At 63.1% G+C, this 16,430-nt stretch carries 16 protein-coding genes; 6 read left to right on the forward strand and 10 right to left on the reverse strand.

Annotation, left to right across the window (positions count from 1 at the left end):
• Positions 1-44: 44 nt before the first annotated feature.
• The 4 genes from glpD to ACVWZ5_RS22445 all read right to left on the reverse strand — a co-directional run bounded on the left by glpD (position 45) and on the right by ACVWZ5_RS22445 (position 5,127).
• Positions 45-1,583 carry a glycerol-3-phosphate dehydrogenase gene (gene glpD / locus ACVWZ5_RS22430; protein WP_280070459.1) on the reverse strand — a complete coding sequence of 513 codons (1,539 nt, stop codon included), beginning with the start codon at positions 1,581-1,583 and terminating at the stop codon, positions 45-47.
• A 244-nt stretch (positions 1,584-1,827) separates the two neighbouring features.
• Positions 1,828-2,583, reverse strand: coding sequence for a DNA-binding transcriptional repressor GlpR (glpR, locus tag ACVWZ5_RS22435; protein WP_062573048.1), 756 nt, complete (start codon positions 2,581-2,583; stop codon positions 1,828-1,830).
• Between the two features lie 113 nt (positions 2,584-2,696).
• Positions 2,697-4,196, reverse strand: coding sequence for a glycerol kinase GlpK (glpK, locus tag ACVWZ5_RS22440; RefSeq protein ID WP_186599350.1), 1,500 nt, complete (start codon positions 4,194-4,196; stop codon positions 2,697-2,699).
• Positions 4,197-4,275: 79 nt separating this feature from the next.
• Positions 4,276-5,127 carry an MIP/aquaporin family protein gene (locus ACVWZ5_RS22445; RefSeq protein WP_186599351.1) on the reverse strand — a complete coding sequence of 284 codons (852 nt, stop codon included), beginning with the start codon at positions 5,125-5,127 and terminating at the stop codon, positions 4,276-4,278.
• A gap of 306 nt (positions 5,128-5,433) precedes the next feature.
• Here ACVWZ5_RS22445 and ybaK point away from each other — a divergent pair, with 306 nt between their 5' ends.
• Positions 5,434-5,904 (forward strand): Cys-tRNA(Pro) deacylase, encoded by a 471-nt coding sequence (gene ybaK / locus ACVWZ5_RS22450; RefSeq protein WP_062573051.1) that lies wholly within the window; start codon positions 5,434-5,436, stop codon positions 5,902-5,904.
• A 99-nt stretch (positions 5,905-6,003) separates the two neighbouring features.
• Positions 6,004-6,783: a PhzF family phenazine biosynthesis protein gene (locus tag ACVWZ5_RS22455; RefSeq protein WP_062573052.1), complete on the forward strand. Its 780-nt coding sequence runs from the start codon at positions 6,004-6,006 to the stop codon at positions 6,781-6,783.
• Positions 6,784-6,795: 12 nt separating this feature from the next.
• Here the strand turns inward: ACVWZ5_RS22455 and ACVWZ5_RS22460 are convergent, their stop codons facing one another.
• Both ACVWZ5_RS22460 and argF read right to left on the reverse strand, forming a co-directional pair.
• Positions 6,796-7,905: an ABC transporter ATP-binding protein gene (locus tag ACVWZ5_RS22460; protein ID WP_062573053.1), complete on the reverse strand. Its 1,110-nt coding sequence runs from the start codon at positions 7,903-7,905 to the stop codon at positions 6,796-6,798.
• On the reverse strand, positions 7,902-8,822 hold the full coding sequence (gene argF, locus ACVWZ5_RS22465; protein WP_050704023.1) for an ornithine carbamoyltransferase: 921 nt from the start codon (positions 8,820-8,822) through the stop codon (positions 7,902-7,904). The genes ACVWZ5_RS22460 and argF overlap by 4 nt, the downstream gene beginning before the upstream one ends.
• Before the next feature lie 363 nt (positions 8,823-9,185).
• Between argF and ACVWZ5_RS22470 the strand changes: the two genes are divergently transcribed.
• Both ACVWZ5_RS22470 and grxD read left to right on the forward strand, forming a co-directional pair.
• On the forward strand, positions 9,186-11,294 hold the full coding sequence (locus ACVWZ5_RS22470; protein WP_457340866.1) for a molybdopterin oxidoreductase family protein: 2,109 nt from the start codon (positions 9,186-9,188) through the stop codon (positions 11,292-11,294).
• A gap of 91 nt (positions 11,295-11,385) precedes the next feature.
• The gene (gene grxD, locus ACVWZ5_RS22475) at positions 11,386-11,721 is read left to right on the forward strand and encodes a Grx4 family monothiol glutaredoxin (protein WP_016713741.1); all 336 of its coding nucleotides are present in this window, start codon (positions 11,386-11,388) and stop codon (positions 11,719-11,721) included.
• 64 nt (positions 11,722-11,785) lie between these two features.
• Here grxD and bfr read toward each other — a convergent pair whose 3' ends face one another.
• Together bfr and ACVWZ5_RS22485 are read right to left on the reverse strand one after the other, a co-directional pair.
• Positions 11,786-12,259, reverse strand: a complete 474-nt coding sequence (gene bfr, locus ACVWZ5_RS22480) for a bacterioferritin (RefSeq protein ID WP_028690081.1) — start codon at positions 12,257-12,259, stop codon at positions 11,786-11,788.
• Positions 12,260-12,459: 200 nt separating this feature from the next.
• A complete protein-coding gene (locus tag ACVWZ5_RS22485; protein WP_062573055.1) occupies positions 12,460-12,681 on the reverse strand; it encodes a bacterioferritin-associated ferredoxin in 222 nt (73 codons plus the stop codon).
• Between the two features lie 213 nt (positions 12,682-12,894).
• Here ACVWZ5_RS22485 and ACVWZ5_RS22490 point away from each other — a divergent pair, with 213 nt between their 5' ends.
• A complete protein-coding gene (locus tag ACVWZ5_RS22490) occupies positions 12,895-13,497 on the forward strand; it encodes a peroxiredoxin (protein ID WP_062573056.1) in 603 nt (200 codons plus the stop codon).
• A 75-nt stretch (positions 13,498-13,572) separates the two neighbouring features.
• Here ACVWZ5_RS22490 and rnt read toward each other — a convergent pair whose 3' ends face one another.
• Positions 13,573-14,184, reverse strand: coding sequence for a ribonuclease T (rnt, locus tag ACVWZ5_RS22495; protein WP_225933324.1), 612 nt, complete (start codon positions 14,182-14,184; stop codon positions 13,573-13,575).
• 59 nt (positions 14,185-14,243) lie between these two features.
• Positions 14,244-15,290, reverse strand: a complete 1,047-nt coding sequence (pyrC, locus tag ACVWZ5_RS22500; protein ID WP_028690078.1) for a dihydroorotase — start codon at positions 15,288-15,290, stop codon at positions 14,244-14,246.
• Positions 15,291-15,420: 130 nt separating this feature from the next.
• Here pyrC and ACVWZ5_RS22505 point away from each other — a divergent pair, with 130 nt between their 5' ends.
• Positions 15,421-16,398 (forward strand): flagellar protein MotY, encoded by a 978-nt coding sequence (locus ACVWZ5_RS22505; RefSeq protein WP_084941864.1) that lies wholly within the window; start codon positions 15,421-15,423, stop codon positions 16,396-16,398.
• Positions 16,399-16,430: the final 32 nt, after the last annotated feature.

Raw genomic sequence — 16,430 nt, forward strand, 5'->3', positions numbered from 1 at the left:
GCAGAGCATGGCCCTGGCAGCGGCATTTGTGCTGCCGGGGCGAATCACGCCGCATCTGTCTGGGCGCTGGCAGCTTTGTAACGGTCGAGGTAACGGTCAAGCGCCTGTTGTTCGCTGGCGCTGGTGAACAATCCGAGCTTGGTCCGCCGCCACAGGATATCCTCGGCACTGCGCGCCCACTCGTGCTCGTGCAGATAATCCACCTCACGGCCGAACAGGCCGGCACCGATCGGCTGGCCAAGGTCATCCGGGCCTTGAACACCGTCGAGCAGTTGCCAGACACGGCTGCCGTAGGTCGCTGCCCAGCGCTTGGCAATATCGACTGGCAGCCAGTCGTGGCGGGCGAGCATGGCCTCGGCCAGGGATGGCGCATCGGTCATGTCCTCGCCTCCTGGCAACGGTGCTTGTGCCGTCCAACTGCCGCGCATGTCGCTGAAGAACGGCTTGAGTTCTGCCATGGCAGACTCCGCCAGCTTGCGATACGTGGTCAGCTTTCCGCCGAATACCGAGAGCAGGGGGGCTTCGCCTTTAGTGCCGGATAACGCGAGGGTGTAGTCGCGGGTGACCGCCGAGGGGTTGTCGGACTCGTCATTGCACAGGGGGCGTACACCCGAGTAGGTGTGCAGGATGTCGGCGTGGCTGAGCTGATGATTGAAGTGTTCGTTGACCACCTTGAGCAGATAGGCGGTTTCCTGTTCGGTGATTGCGACCTTGGCCGGGTCACCGCTGTATTCGCGGTCAGTAGTGCCGATCAGGGTGAAGCGATCCAGGTAGGGAATGCAGAAGACGATGCGTTGGTCTTCGTTCTGCAGGATATAGGCGTGCTCGCCTTCGTACAGGCGCGGCACGATCAGGTGGCTGCCCTGGATCAGGCGAATGCCATACGGTGCATCGAGCTTGAGGTCGTCCTTGATGAAGCTGGCGACCCAGGGGCCGGCTGCGTTCACCAGTGCCCGGGCGCGGATGCTCTGCAGGCTGCCGTCGGCATGTTGCAGCTCCACTTGCCACAGGCCATCGATGCGCTCGGCGCGCAGGCAGCGGGTGCGGGTATGGATGTGCGCACCTTTTTCTCGGGCGGCCATGGCGTTGAGCACTACCAGGCGGGCATCGTCCACCGCGCAGTCGGCGTATTCGAAGCCGCGGGTGATGGCCGGCTTGAGCGGGTATCCCGGGCCGAAGCGCAGGCTGCGCGAGGCGCCCAGGCGCTTGCGCTTGCCCAGGTGGTCATAGAGGAACAGGCCGGCGCGGATCATCCACGCCGGGCGCAGGTGCGGGCGATGGGGCAGCACGAAGCGCATGGGTTTGACGATGTGCGGCGCCTTGGCCAGCAGGACTTCACGCTCGGCCAGTGCTTCGCGCACCAGGCGGAACTCGTAGTGCTCCAAGTAGCGGAGGCCGCCGTGGATCAGCTTGCTGCTGGCCGAGGAGGTGTGCTGTGCCAGGTCGTCCTTTTCGCAAAGGAACACCTTCAGGCCGCGCCCGGCGGCATCGGCAGCGATACCGACGCCATTGATGCCACCGCCGATCACGGCGAGGTCGTAGCAGTCCTGGAGTGGTGGCTGGGACGAAACGGGCTGGGACACGGGCAAGGCCTCCTGGGGCTGTTCACATCGAATATGAACATTGATGTTCGCTTTCGAAAATACTAGCGCAATGAACAGGCGGCTGCCAGTCAGTCTTTATAGAAAAAACTGATCGGATGACAGGGAAATGAACATTTGTGAAAAAGGTGGGGGCTCAGTGGGCGCTTTTCAGGATCGCCGAAATCGAGCGCCGCGCGAGTGGCGCTCGATTTCATGGGGGAGGCACGCGGTCACGCCCAAGGCGTCAAACCACCTCGAGACGAATCTTGTATTGGTTGAGCAACTGCGTCAGGGCAGGAGAAGGGGCCTGGTCGGTCACCAGGCAGTCGATCAGGCTGATCGAACCTAGGCGAACCATGGCATTGCGGCCGAACTTGCTCGAGTCCGCCGCCAGCAGCACCTGCCGGGCGTTGCTGATGATCGCCTGTGATACCCGTACTTCCTGGTAGTCGAAGTCCAGCAGACTGCCGTCCTCGTCGATACCGCTGATACCGACCACGGCGAAATCGACCTTGAATTGGTTGATGAAGTCGACGCTTGCCTGGCCGACCACGCCGCCGTCGCGACGGACCGTGCCGCCGGCCACCAGTACCTCGAAGTCGTCCTTGGCCGCCAGGATCGCCGCCACGTGCAGGTTGTTGGTGATGACCTTCAGGTGGTTGTGGTTGAGCAGGGCACGGGCGATGGATTCGGTGGTGGTGCCGATGTTGATGAACAGTGAGGCATGGTCGGGAATCTGCCGGGCCACGGCTTCGGCGATGCGTTGCTTCTCGTCGCGCATCTGGTCGGCGCGCATGGCGTAGGCGGTGTTCTCAATGCTCGAGTCGTAGGCCGCGCCACCGTGATAACGGCGCAGCAGGTTGCCCTCGGCAAGCTGGTTGATATCGCGGCGGATGGTCTGCGGGGTGACGACGAACAGCTGCGCCATCTCTTCGATGCTGACATAGCCGCGTTCGCGGACGAGCTCGAGGATTTGTTGTTGGCGTGGGGGCAGATTCATGGGCGGTCCTTTGGGGCTGCCGGACAAATTCTGCAATGATGCCGTAGGAAGGAGATGACGACCAGTAGGCCTTTGGTCAATCGGGGCTGCACGGCAGCCCCTGCATTACTTGATCAGGCGTCGTGGTCTTCCCAGTCGCGGGTACGATCCACAGCCTTGCGCCAGCCCTTGTACAGCTTCTCTTTCGCCGTTTCATCGAGCTGCGGGCTGAACTCGCGTTCGATGATAGCCTTGTCGCGCAGCTCGTCCAGGCCGCTCCAGAAACCGCAGGCAAGGCCCGCCAGGTAGGCCGCACCCAGCGCCGTGGTCTCGCGCATCTTCGGACGCTCGACGCAGGTGCCGAGAATGTCGGCCTGGAACTGCATGAGGAAGTTGTTGGCCACTGCGCCACCGTCCACGCGCAGTTCGGAGAGGCGCTGGCCGCAGTCCTGCTGCATGGCGTCGAGCACATCGCGGGTCTGGTAGGCGATCGACTCCAGGGCGGCGCGAATGATGTGATCGACCTTGACGCCACGGGTCAGGCCGAACAATGCGCCACGAGCGTACGGATCCCAGTACGGCGCGCCCAGGCCGGTGAAGGCCGGTACCAGGTAGACGCCATTGCTGTCCTTGACCTTGCTGGCGAAGTACTCGGTGTCGTAGGCGTCGTTGACGATCTTCAGCTCGTCGCGCAGCCACTGCACGGTCGAGCCGCCATTGAACACCGCGCCCTCGAGGGCGTAGGCCACCTCGCCGCGTGGGCCGCAAGCGATGGTGGTGAGCAGGCCGTGAGACGACTGGACCGCCTTGGCGCCGGTGTTCATCAGCAGGAAGCAGCCGGTGCCGTAGGTGTTCTTGGCCTGGCCCGGTTCGACGCACATCTGGCCGAACAGCGCCGACTGCTGGTCGCCGGCGATACCAGCGATGTCGATGCCGCTCTTGGTCTTGCCATAGACCTCGGACGATGGGCGCACTTCAGGCAGCATCTGGCGCGGAATGCCGAGGATATCGAGCAGCTTCTCGTCCCACTGCAGCGAATGGATGTTGAACATCAGTGTACGCGAGGCGTTGGTGTAGTCGGTGACATGCACCTTGCCGCCGGAGAATTTCCAGATCAGCCAGGTATCGATGGTGCCGAACAGCAGCTCGCCACGTTCGGCGCGTTCGCGGGCGCCTTCGACATTGTCGAGGATCCACTTGAGCTTGGTGCCGGAGAAGTACGGGTCGGTGACCAGGCCGGTGGCTTCGCGGATGTACTGCTCGTGGCCGTCGCGCTTGAGCTGGGCGCAGATGTCGGTGCTTCGGCGGCACTGCCAGACGATGGCGTTGTAAACCGGGCGTCCGGTTTCCTTGTCCCAGACGACAGTGGTCTCGCGTTGGTTGGTGATGCCGATGGCGGCGACCTGGGCGTGGCTGATGCCGGCCTGGGCCAGGGCCTCGACCATGGTCGCGCTCTGGGTGGCGAAGATTTCCATCGGGTCATGCTCGACCCAGCCCGCCTGCGGGTAATGCTGGGCGAATTCACGCTGCGAGGTGCCCACCACGTTGGCGTCGCGATCGAAGATGATGGCGCGCGAACTGGTGGTGCCCTGGTCCAGGGCGATGATGTAGTTCTTGTCCAGGGTATCGGTCATGTCGGTGGCCTTGCACGAATAAGGGAGTAGGTCAGGGCGTGGCGGGCGCCGGCCTTGCGGTCCGGGCCCGGCGCGGGCTTCAGGAAACCTGGGTGTCGCCCTGAGGATTATCGTCTGTCTGTTGGGCCGCGGCCTGGGTGGTCGGCAAGTTACGGGCGATCAGCCCGCGGTACAGGGCCGCGCCCAGGCTGGCACCGAGGATTGGCGCGAACACCGGTACCAGGAAATACGGAATATCGCGCCCGCCGGTGAAGGCGACTTCGCCCCAGCCGGCCAGGAAGGTCATCAGTTTAGGCCCGAAATCCCGCGCCGGGTTCATCGCGAAGCCGGTCAGCGGACCCATGGCACTACCGATCACGGCGATCAGCAGGCCGATCAGCAGCGGGGCGGTGGCGCCGCGTGGCAGACCGTTGTTGTCGTCGGTCAGGGCCATGATCACGGCCATCAGGATCGCGGTGATGATGACTTCGACCAGGAAGGCCTGGCCGGTGGACAGCGCCGGGTGCGGGTAGGTGGAGAACACCGAGGCCAGCTCCAGGCTGGCCTGGCTGCCGCGTAGCATGGCGTGGCTTTGTTCGAAATCGAAGAACAGGTTGCTGTACAGGAAGTACACCAGGGCCGCGCCGCAGAATGCGCCGCACACCTGGGCCAGCATGTAGAACGGCAGCTTGCGCTTGTCGAAACCGGCGAACACCGCCAGGGCGATGCTGACCGCCGGGTTCAGGTGCGCGCCGGAGACGCCGGCGGTCAGGTAGATCGCCATGCTCACGCCGACCCCCCAGATGATGCTGATCTCCCACAGGCCGAAGCTGGCGCCAGCGACCTTGAGCGCGGCGACACAACCGGTGCCGAAGAAGATGAGCAGGGCGGTGCCGAGAAACTCGGCCAGGCATTGGGCGGATAACGTGGGTTCGCGTAGAGCAGTTGTCATGAGTGACCTCGGTTCTTGTTGTTGTGAGGCGCTGGGCGCTCGACAGCAAAAAAGCCCGGAGTCGATCCCCATTGACGCCGGGCAGGTACAGGTAGTGCACCTTATAGGTGCACCATTTATTCATAAACGAAAAAATATAGACAAGAAACGCTGATGTCAAAGGTCGAAAATGAACGCTTGGCCACAATCTGACTGACACCCCGGGTCGTGAATCCATGGCCGCTGCTCTAGCTTGGGACCTGCGCTGGCTGCACCGGTGGAATTACCCTAAAGTACCGGGCGACTTGTGATCGACTGGAGCCGTTGATGACCCCCGCCCTGGACCTTTTGAAGAAGGCGCGCGCCGAGCACCGCGTGCACAGTTACGAACATGACCCGAAAAGCGCCTCGTATGGCCTGGAGGCGGCGGAAAAGCTGGGCCTTGACCCGCTGCGGGTGTTCAAGACCCTGCTCGCCAGCAGTGAAAAGGGCGAACTGCTGGTGGCCGTGGTGCCGGTGGTCGGGACCCTCGACCTGAAGGCCCTGGCCCACGCGGCAGGAGTGAAAAAGTGCGAAATGGCCGACCCGCAGGCTGCCCAGCGCGCCACCGGCTATCTGGTTGGAGGGATCAGTCCGCTGGGGCAGAAGAAGCGCCTGCGCACCTTTATCGATCAATCCGCGCAACAACATGAAACGATTCATGTGAGCGCTGGTCGTCGTGGTCTTGAAGTGGAGCTGACCGCCGCGGTGCTGGCCACCTATACCCAGGCACAGTTCGCCGAAATCGGTCGCGGCTGATCATCTGTACTGATAGAAATTCTACGACTCTGTCACTGTCGGGCCCTGGCGGCATGCCGCATGCTCGGGACTTTTCCCGGCAGATACAGGAGTCGTGGCATGCAGTTGCATTTTCATCAGGTGGACGCGTTCAGTGACCGCCCCTTCGCTGGCAACCCGGCCATGGTCTACCGCCTGGACCAGTGGCTCGAAGATGGCCTGATGCAGCAGGTGGCCGCCGAACACAACCTTGCCGAAACCGCGTTCGTGGTGGCCGAGGATGATGGCTATCGGATCCGCTGGTTCACCCCGAGCACCGAAGTCCCCCTGTGTGGTCACGCCACCCTGGCCAGCGCCCATGTCCTGTTCGACGTCTATGGTGAGCAGGCGCCGCGCCTGGACTTCCAGAGCCGTTCGGGCCTGCTGAGCGTCAGTCGTGAGAATGGCCGCCTGTGGTTGGACTTCCCGCGTTTCGACCCGCTGCCGCTGGCCGAGCCCGTGGCGGTTGCCGAAGCGCTGGGGTGCGCGGTGCGCGAGGTCTATCAAACTCGCGAGCTGTTCGTGGTGCTCGACTCGGAGCAAGCGGTACGCGATTGCGCGCCGGACATGGTAGCGCTGGCTCGCCTGCCGGGCTTGGGAGTGATCGTGACGGCTCCAGGCGAGCGGCATGATTTCGTATCGCGCTATTTCGCTCCGGGCATTGGCATCCCGGAGGACCCGGTCACCGGCTCCACCCATTGCTCACTGATCCCGTACTGGGCGGCGCGACTTGGCAAGTCCGAGCTGCAGGCCCTCCAGTGTTCGACCAGGGGCGGTGAGCTGTTCTGTCGTCTGGAAGGCGAGCGGGTGAAGATCGGCGGGATGGCCAGGCGCGTCGCCAGCGGCACATTGATGCTGTGAGGATCTGGCGCATCAATGTGCGCAGCTGACGCGTCGCACGCCTTGCTCATGGCTGGCCAACTGCGCAGCGACGCTACCGGGCACCGCGAACAGCACCAGGTGGTCCGCAGCAACCGCAATACCGACATCCTGGCCGACCTGATGGTCATTGTGGCTGGGGAAAATCGACTCGAGCTGGCTGCCGGTGGGCAGTTGCAGGCGATACAGCGTCGAGGCGCCGAGGAAGCTCTTGCCGATGATCCGCGCCCGCAACGGGCTGTCGGGAGCATGGACGATATCATCCGGGCGCAGCAGCACATCCACCGAGCTGCCGGGAGCCATGGTGTAGGCGCGGTTGCCGCGCAGCTCGCCGAGTTCGGTGGTCACCGACTCGTGGCTGCTCATCTGGCCGCGGATGAAGTAACCCTGGCCGATGAAGCTGGCGACGAACGGGGTCTGCGGCTCGTGGTAGAGGTTGTAGGGGGTGTCCCACTGTTCCAGGCGACCTTCCTTGAACACACCGACATGGTCGCTGACGGCAAAGGCTTCCTCCTGGTCGTGGGTGACCAGGATGGCGCTGGTGCCACGGCTCTTGAGAATGTCGCGCACCTCATGGCTCAGGCGTCGACGCAGTTCCACGTCGAGGTTGGAGAACGGCTCGTCGAGCAGTAGCAGCTGCGGCTCGGGGGCCAGAGCCCGGGCCAGGGCCACGCGTTGCTGCTGGCCACCGGACAGTTCGTGCGGGTAGCGCCCGCCCAGGCCGCCGAGCTTGACCAGTTCGAGCATCTCGTCGACCACCGCCGCCTGGCGCGGGTGCTTGCCGATGCCGAAGGCGATGTTCTGCGCCACGGTAAGGTGGGGGAACAGGGCGTAGTCCTGGAACACCATGCCGATCCGGCGCTTTTCCGGGGCCAGGGTGAACCCGGCACGGGAAATGACTTCGCCGGCCAGCTGGATTTCGCCATCGTGCACTGGCTCGAAGCCGGCGATGGCGCGCAGCGTGGTGGTCTTGCCGCAACCGGAGGACCCCAGCAGGCAACCGATGTCGCCTGCGTTCAGGTGCAGGTTGAGGTTCTGGACGATGCGTTGCTCGCCATAGCCGCAGGCGAGGTTGCGCAGGTTGAGCAGTAGCTGTTGACTCATGCGTGGTGGTAAGCCGGTTCTACAAGGAATTCCAGAAGGGCCTTCTGCGCATGCAGGCGGTTTTCAGCTTCGTCCCAGGCGACCGAACGAGGGTCGTCGAGCAGGTCCTGGCTGATTTCCTCGCCACGGTGGGCGGGCAGGCAATGCATGAACAGGGCATCGGGTGCCGCCAGGTCGAGCAGTTCGCGGGTGACCTGGTAAGGCGCGAAATGCGCCAGGCGCCGTGCAGTTTCCTCTTCCTGGCCCATGGAAGTCCAGACATCCGTGGTCACCAGGTGAGCGCCGCGCACGGCTTCTTTCGGATCACGGATGATCTGCACGCGGTCACCGCCCAGCGCCAGGAAGCGTTGATCAGGCTCGTAGCCTTCAGGGCAGGTGATGCGCAGTTGGAAATCGAACTGCACGGCAGCTTCGATATAGGAGTTGCACATGTTGAAGCCGTCGCCGACCCAGGCCACGGTCTTGCCCTGGATCGCGCCACGGTGCTCGAAGAAAGTCTGCATGTCCGCCAGCAGTTGGCAGGGGTGCGACTCGTCGGACAGGCCGTTGATGACCGGCACCTTCGAGTTGGCGGCGAACTCGGTGAGGGTGCTGTGGGCGTGGGTGCGGATCATCACCGCGTCGACCATGCTCGACAGCACGATGGCGCTGTCGGCGATCGGCTCGCCGCGGCCCAGCTGGGTGTCGCGCGGCGACAGGAAGATGGCCTGGCCGCCGAGCTGGATCATGCCGGCCTCGAAAGACACCCGGGTGCGGGTCGAGGACTTCTCGAAGATCATGCCCAGCACGCGGTTCTTCAGCGGCTCGAACAGCACGCCTCGTTTGCGCAGGTCCTTCAGCTCGATGCCTCGACGGATCACGCCGAGCAATTCGTCAGCGGTGAAATCCATCAGGGAGAGAAAGTGCCTTGCGCTCATGATTGACTACCTTATCTGCAACGTTCTGCAGGTCGACCGTATGGGTTTTGTTGACAACGGGAGTGACCTGCGGCGTAAGCCGCACGGGGCGGACGGAATAGGGAAAGGCGCAATACTATAATTAAATGTCGCCTCAAACCAAGGGGGAAACAGCGGCTCTGTGTCAAAGGGTGTCGTAAACCCTTGGTGGCTAGCTGTTTTTTATTTGCTACAGCGGTTGTACACGGCTCGGAGCGCATTTGGCAAACCCGTTGTCGGGAATCGTCCGCCTGATGTCGTCCGATTCACGTCGCGAACCTCGCTGGCGAGCCTCGGCCGGCGGGCGCATAGTCGAGTCTTTAAAATAACAAGGCAGAGGCGGCCATGACCAAGACCCTGCATCACCGAGCCTGTCACCTGTGCGAGGCCATCTGTGGCCTGAATATCGAAGTCACCCATGAAACAGATGGCCCGGCGCGGATCAGCTCGATCAAGGGCGATCCTCAGGATCCGTTCAGCCGCGGCCATGTCTGCCCCAAGGCGGTCGCGTTGCAGGACATCCAGGAGGACCCCGACCGCATGCGCCAGCCTCACCGGCGCATCGGTGACCAATGGTTGCCGATCGACTGGGACGAAGCCTTCGCCCTGGCCGCCGAGCGGTTGTGGGCGATCCAGCAGGCCCACGGGCGCAACGCGGTGGCCGTTTACCAGGGCAACCCCAGCGTGCACAACTATGGGCTGATGACCCACAGCAACTACTTCCTCGGCCTGCTCAAGACCCGCAATCGCTTCTCTGCGACCTCAGTGGACCAGTTGCCGCAGCACCTGACCAGCCACCTGATGTATGGCCATGGCCTGCTGTTGCCCATTCCGGACATCGATCAGACCCAGTTCATGCTGATCCTGGGTGGCAATCCCCTGGCTTCCAACGGCAGCATCATGACCGTGCCGGATGTGGAAAAGCGTCTCAAGGCGCTCAAGGCCAGAGGCGGACAACTGGTGGTGGTGGATCCGCGGCGCAGCGAGACGGCGGCGCTGGCCGACCAGCACCTGTTCATTCGCCCCGGTGGCGACGCGGCGCTGTTGTGTGGCCTGCTGCATACGCTGTTCAGCGAGAACCTGGCCCGGGGCTCGCATCTGCCGGTCACTGGGCTGGAGCAGGTGCGCGAAGCCATCCTGCCGTTCGATGCGACCGCCATGAGCGCGCTGTGTGGTATTCCGGCGGAGGCGATCCGCCAGTTGGCGCGAGATTTCGCCGCTGCCGACAAAGCGGTGTGTTATGGCCGGATGGGTGTATCGACCCAGGTCTTCGGTTCGCTGTGCCACTGGTTGGTGCAGTTGATCAACCTGGTCACCGGCAATCTTGATCGCGAGGGCGGTGCCCTGTGCACGACACCTGCGGTCGACCTGGTCGCCAGCACTTCCGGCGGGCATTTCGACCAATGGCGCAGCCGGGTCTCGGGCTTGCCCGAGTACGGCGGCGAGTTGCCGGTGTCGGCCCTGGCCGAAGAGATCCTCGAACCCGGGGAGGGGCAGGTGCGGGCGCTGGTGACCGTGGCGGGTAATCCAGTGTTGTCCACGCCCAACGGGCGACGCCTGGACGACGCCCTGGCCGGCCTCGACTTCATGCTCAGTATCGACTTGTACATCAACGAGACCACGCGCCATGCCGACCTGATCCTGCCATCGACCTCGGCGTTGGAGAACGATCACTACGATTCCACCTTCAACCTGCTGGCGGTGCGCAATGTTACCCGCTTCAACCGGGCAATCCTGCCCAAGCCCGAGGGCGCGCTGCACGATTGGGAGATCTTCGTGGGGCTGGCCAAGGCTTTTGCCGAGCGCGCGCAGGTCGAGCTCAAGGCAACCCTGCCGCCGGCACAGATGATCGACTTCGCCTTGCGCAAGGGGCCTTATGGCGAGCAGACGCCCTGGAAGCTCTCGCTAGGCGTGTTAGACACGCATCCCCATGGCCTTGACCTCGGGCCGCTGCGCGCCAACCTTACGACGCGCCTGCGCACGGCCAGCGGCAAGGTAGAAGCGGCCCCGGGCGTACTGCTCGAGGACCTGCGGCGCCTCGCCCGTATGGCCGCGCCTGCGGATGACCAGTTGCTGCTGATCGGCCGTCGGCACGTGCGCAGCAACAATTCGTGGATGCACAACTACCATCGGCTGGTCAAAGGCAAGCCGCGCCATCAGTTGCTGATGCATCCGGACGACCTGCAGCGGCGGCAGTTGCAGGACGGCCAGATGGTGCGGGTGCGCTCGCGTACCGGGGTAATCGAGGTGACGGTGCAGGCCAGTGAGCAAATGATGCCCGGCGTGGTCAGCCTGCCCCATGGCTATGGCCATGGGCGCCAGGGCGCGCGCTTGCAGGTGGCCGCTGCACAGCCGGGCGCGAGTGCCAATGACCTGACCGACGAACACTTGCGCGATGGCATTTCCGGCAATGCCGCCCTCAATGGCGTGCCGGTGCAGGTCGAGGCTGCATGAAGCACGGCAAGGCCGAGCACGCTGCTCGGCTTTCCGATACAATGCGTCACCGTGCCGACGACCCTGTCGGAAAGTTCAGCCGAGGTGCTTCATGGATATCATCGATACAATCAAAGAGCAGATTGCCAACAACACCATTCTGCTTTACATGAAAGGTTCGCCGAATGCGCCGCAGTGTGGCTTCTCGGCCAAGGCTTCGCAGGCAGTGATGGGTTGTGGTGAGAAGTTCGCCTATGTCGACATCCTGCAGAACCCGGAAATCCGCGCCAACCTGCCCAAGTACGCCAACTGGCCGACTTTCCCGCAACTGTGGGTGGCCGGTGAGCTGGTCGGCGGCAGCGACATCATGCTGGAAATGTTCGAAAAGGGTGAGCTGCAGACCCTGATCAAGGAAGCGGCTGCGAAGGCCAAGGCTTCCGAGGCCTGATCCGGCGTTTGCCGCAGGTAGCAAAAAGCCCCGCCTAGGCGGGGCTTTTCGTTGCTGGCGAAATCTACTCTTCGCCCATCTGCGACTGCAGGTAGTTCTCGATAGTAATCTTGTCGATCAAGCCCAGCTGGGTCTCCAGCCAGTCGATGTGCTCTTCCTGGTCTTCGAGGATGTCTTCGAGCACATCGCGCGAGCCGAAGTCGCCAGCCGTTTCGCAGTGGGCAATGGCGGCCTTGAGATCGGCATGGGCCTTTTTCTCAAGCTTCAGGTCGCAGTCGAGCATCTCCTTGGTGTGCTCGCCGATCATCAGCTTGCCCAGGTCCTGCACGTTGGGGATGCCTTCGAGGAAGAGGATGCGCTTGATCAGCTTGTCAGCGTCCTTCATCGCCTGGATGGATTCTTTGTACTCGAGCTTGCCGATTCTGTTCAGGCCCCAATCTTCGTACATGCGTGCGTGCAGGAAGTACTGGTTGATTGCGACCAGCTCGTTTCCGAGGATCTTGTTGAGATGCTGGATGACGCTTACGTCGCCTTTCATGATGGGGTCCTGCCCTGTAGAAGTTGAGCCAATACAGAGAAGTTTGAGCCCGGCCTATCCCTATGTCAAACCTAAGTTATTGAATAATAAGTGAAAATTAATCGGAATAAGAATGTTTGTGAACCGCGTTCGAGCGCTAACTTATTGAATTGCAGGCATAAAAAAACCGGACGCTGGGTCCGGTTCTTCGAATTCGGGAATTACGCCGCATTGAACTCAATGGGGTAGGGCAGGCTAGCCTGTTGGCTCAGTTGTAGCTCGGTGAGGGTTTCGCGTACCACCTGCTTGGCGAGGCAGGCACATTTGCCGCACTGGCTGGCCACATTGGTGGCGGCTCGCACTTCCTTGTAGCTGCAGCATCCTTCGTAGATCGCATCGCGGATCTGTCCATCGGTGACACCGACACAGAGACACACATACATAAAGGCTGACCGTCGCGGGTTGAGTCGATGCGTTGGAGAGTAATGGTAATGAGAATGCTTGTCAAAGCACTTTGTCTGAGGTGCGTTCCAGAGCGACCGGCGGTTGAGATTCGGCCTGTCACGCAAAGCTGTGTATGATGGTCGGCCTTTGCTGGATCCGGGGGACGCGTTCCGCCCGGGCAAGGTTTTTCACCCCTCATCAGGAGAGATCGAATGAGCGTACTCGTTGGCAAACAAGCCCCGGACTTCACCGTTCCAGCCGTGCTGGGCAACGGCGAGATCGTAGACAGCTTCAACCTGGCCTCGGCCATCAAGGGCAAGTACGGCCTGGTATTCTTCTACCCGCTGGACTTCACCTTCGTCTGCCCGTCCGAGCTGATCGCCCTGGACAACCGCATCCCTGACTTCCAGGCGCGCAACGTTGAAGTGATCGGCGTGTCGATCGACTCGCACTTCACCCACAACGCCTGGCGCAACACCCCGGTCAACAATGGCGGCATCGGCCCGGTCAAGTACACCCTGGCCGCCGACATGACCCACGAAATCTGCAAGGCCTACGACGTCGAGTCCGAAGGCGGCGTGGCCTTCCGTGGTGCCTTCCTGATCGACACCAACGGTGTTGTCCGCTCGCAGATCGTCAACGACCTGCCGCTGGGCCGCAACATGGACGAGCTGCTGCGCCTGGTCGACGCCCTGCAATTCCACGAAGAGCATGGCGAAGTCTGCCCGGCCAACTGGAAGAAAGGCGACAAGGGCATGAACGCTTCGCCGGAAGGCGTTGCTGCCTACCTGAGCGAGAACGCTGGCAAGCTGTAATTGCCACGCGCATAAAAAACCGGCCCTGGTGGCCGGTTTTTTTATGCCCCGCGAGCATGTCGCGCAAGACGGGCTTCAATCGTTGAAGTCGCGCCAGCCGCCCATTTCTTTCCAGCGATTGACGATGCCGCAGAACAGCTCGGCGGTCTTCTCGGTGTCGTAGCGCGCCGAATGCGCCTCGCGCCCGTCAAAGTCGATGTCCGCGCTCTGGCAGGCACGGGCCAGCACGGTCTGGCCGTAGGCGAGGCCGGCGAGGGTGGCGGTATCGAAGCTGGAGAACGGGTGGAACGGGTTGCGCTTGATGTCGTTGCGCGCCACCGCGGCATTGAGGAAGCCCAAATCGAAGCTGCTGTTGTGCCCGACCAGGATTGCCCGCTTGCAGCCATTGGCCTTCAGCGCCTTGCGCACGCCGCGGAAGATATCGGTCAGTGCGCTTTCCTCGCTCACCGCCATGCGCAGCGGGTGGTCCAGCTTGATGCCGGTGAACTCCAGCGCGGCCGCCTCGATGTTGGCCCCTTCGAACGGTTCGACCCGGTGGAAGTAGGTGTGTTCGGGGAACAGGAAGCCCTTCTCGTCCATGCCGATGGTGACGGCGGCGATCTCCAGCAGCGCGTCGGTGGCGCTGTTGAAACCGCCGGTCTCGACATCCACCACCACTGGCAAGTAGCCACGAAAACGCTCGGCCATGGGGTGGCGCGAGCCGCTGCTGACCTGGCTGTCCTGGTCGTCTTCGTACAGGTCTTCGCTCACGCGTTGTCCTCCAGCAGGCGCCAGCGCAATTTCTCACCGGCGCGCAGGGGGATCACGGTGTTGTCGCCGAACGGCAGGCTGTCCGGCGCGGTCCATTCCTCACGGACCAGGGTGATGGTGTCGGTGTTGCGAGCAAGGCCGTAGAAGTCCGGGCCGTGCTTGCTGGCGAAGCCCTCGAGCTTGTCCAGCGCGTTGCGCTGTTCGAACGCCTCGGCGTACATCTCGATGGCGGCGTAAGCGGTGTAGCAGCCAGCACAGCCGCAGGCGGCTTCCTTGGCATGCTTGGCGTGGGGCGCCGAGTCGGTGCCGAGGAAGAACTTCGGATTGCCGCTGGTGGCGGCATCCAGCAGCGCCACCTGGTGGGTGTTGCGCTTGAGGATCGGCAAGCAGTAGAAGTGTGGGCGGATACCGCCGACCAGCATGTGGTTGCGGTTGTACAGCAGGTGCTGGGCGGTGATGGTCGCACCAACGTTGGCCGGCGCCTCGGTGACGAACTGCGCGGCGTCGCTGGTGGTGATGTGCTCGAACACCACCTTCAGGGTCGGGAAGCGTTCGACCAGGCGGCGCATGTGCTCGTCGATGAAGCGTTTCTCGCGGTCGAACACGTCGATCTCGCTGCGTGTGACTTCACCGTGCACCAGCAGGGGCATGCCGGTTTCGGCCAGGGCCTCGATCGCCGGGAAGATATTGTCGATGCTGGTCACGCCCGAATCGGAGTTGGTGGTGGCGCCGGCCGGGTAGAGCTTGGCGGCGTACACGATTCCGCTGGCTTTGGCGGCACGCACATCGTCAGCGCTGGTACGGTCGGTGAGATAAAGCACCATCAGCGGCTCGAAGCGGCTGCCGGCGGGACGTGCGGCAAGGATGCGCTCGCGGTAGGCAGCGGCCTCGACGGCGTTGCGCACCGGCGGAACCAGGTTGGGCATGATGATGGCGCGGGCGAAGGTGCGCGCCACGTCACCGACGGTGTGTGGCAGGACGGCACCATCGCGCAGATGGATGTGCCAGTCGTCGGGGCGCAGGAGGGTCAGGCGATCGGACATTGGAGATTCCAGGCGGGTCGAACTCAGAAGCCAATGCTACCGGAAAACCCCTGTTCGAGCACGGCTATCAAGTTTTCCGACGGGCGACCGATAGCGTTCAGGTAAGCCGTCAGAATCTGTGGAGCCGACCGTGCGCCAGCGTTACCTAGCCCTGTTCACCCTCGTTGCCAGCTTGCCGGCCGGGGCCATGACCTTCCAGACCCGCGTGGAGAACGTCGCCTGGAAAGTCGAGGGTGACCAGTTCGAATGTCGCCTGATCCAGCCGATCGACGGTTTCGGCAGCGGCGAGTTCGTGCGTCGCGCCGGCGAGCAGCCGACCTTCCAGCTGCGTTCGGAGAGCAACGTCCTGGGCGCCGGCTCCGCCACCTTGCTGGCCGCCGCCGCGCCCTGGCAGCCTGGGCGCGGCGACATCAACCTTGGGGCGGTGCATATGGCCCGTACCGGGGTGTTGTTCACCTCCAGCCAGGGCCAGGCCAGCCGTTTGATCAACGGCCTGCTCGATGGACGCAGCACCGTGGTGCGCAACTACCGCGGCGAAGGTGGCCGGCCGATGGAAGTGCATGTGATGCCGGTCAGTTTTGCCAAGGCCTACAGCGACTACCAGCTGTGCGCCGCCAAGCTGCTGCCGATGAACTACGACCAGATCCGCCAGACCCAGGTCGGCTTCCCAGGGGGCGGGATCGAGCTGGACAGCTCGGCGCGCGCGCGCTTGGATGTGCTGCTGGACTACCTGAAGGCCGATCCGACGGTCAATCACATCGAACTCAATGGTCACTCCGACAACAGCGGCAATCGCCTGACCAACCGCGACACCTCGCGTCGACGGGCGTTGGCGGTGGCCGAGTATCTCAAGGCCCATGGTGTGCCGGAAGAACAGATCACCGTGCGTTTCCATGGTGAGCGCTACCCGCTGGCCAAGAACAACAGTGCCGCCAACCGCGCGCGCAACCGCCGGGTGAACATCCAGCTGGAGCGCGTGACGCCGGTCGAGAAGCCGGTGGAGAAGCCGGCAGCGCCGGTGCCGCCGCCGGCCCCGACACCCGCGGCTACCGCACCTGCACCAACGCCTGCGGCGGTTGCCACGCCGTCCGCTTCGGCGAAATCCTGAGTGCGACCACGGGTCGCGCTCTCGACAATTCC

It is taken from the genome of Pseudomonas sp. TE6283 (assembly GCF_054060555.1).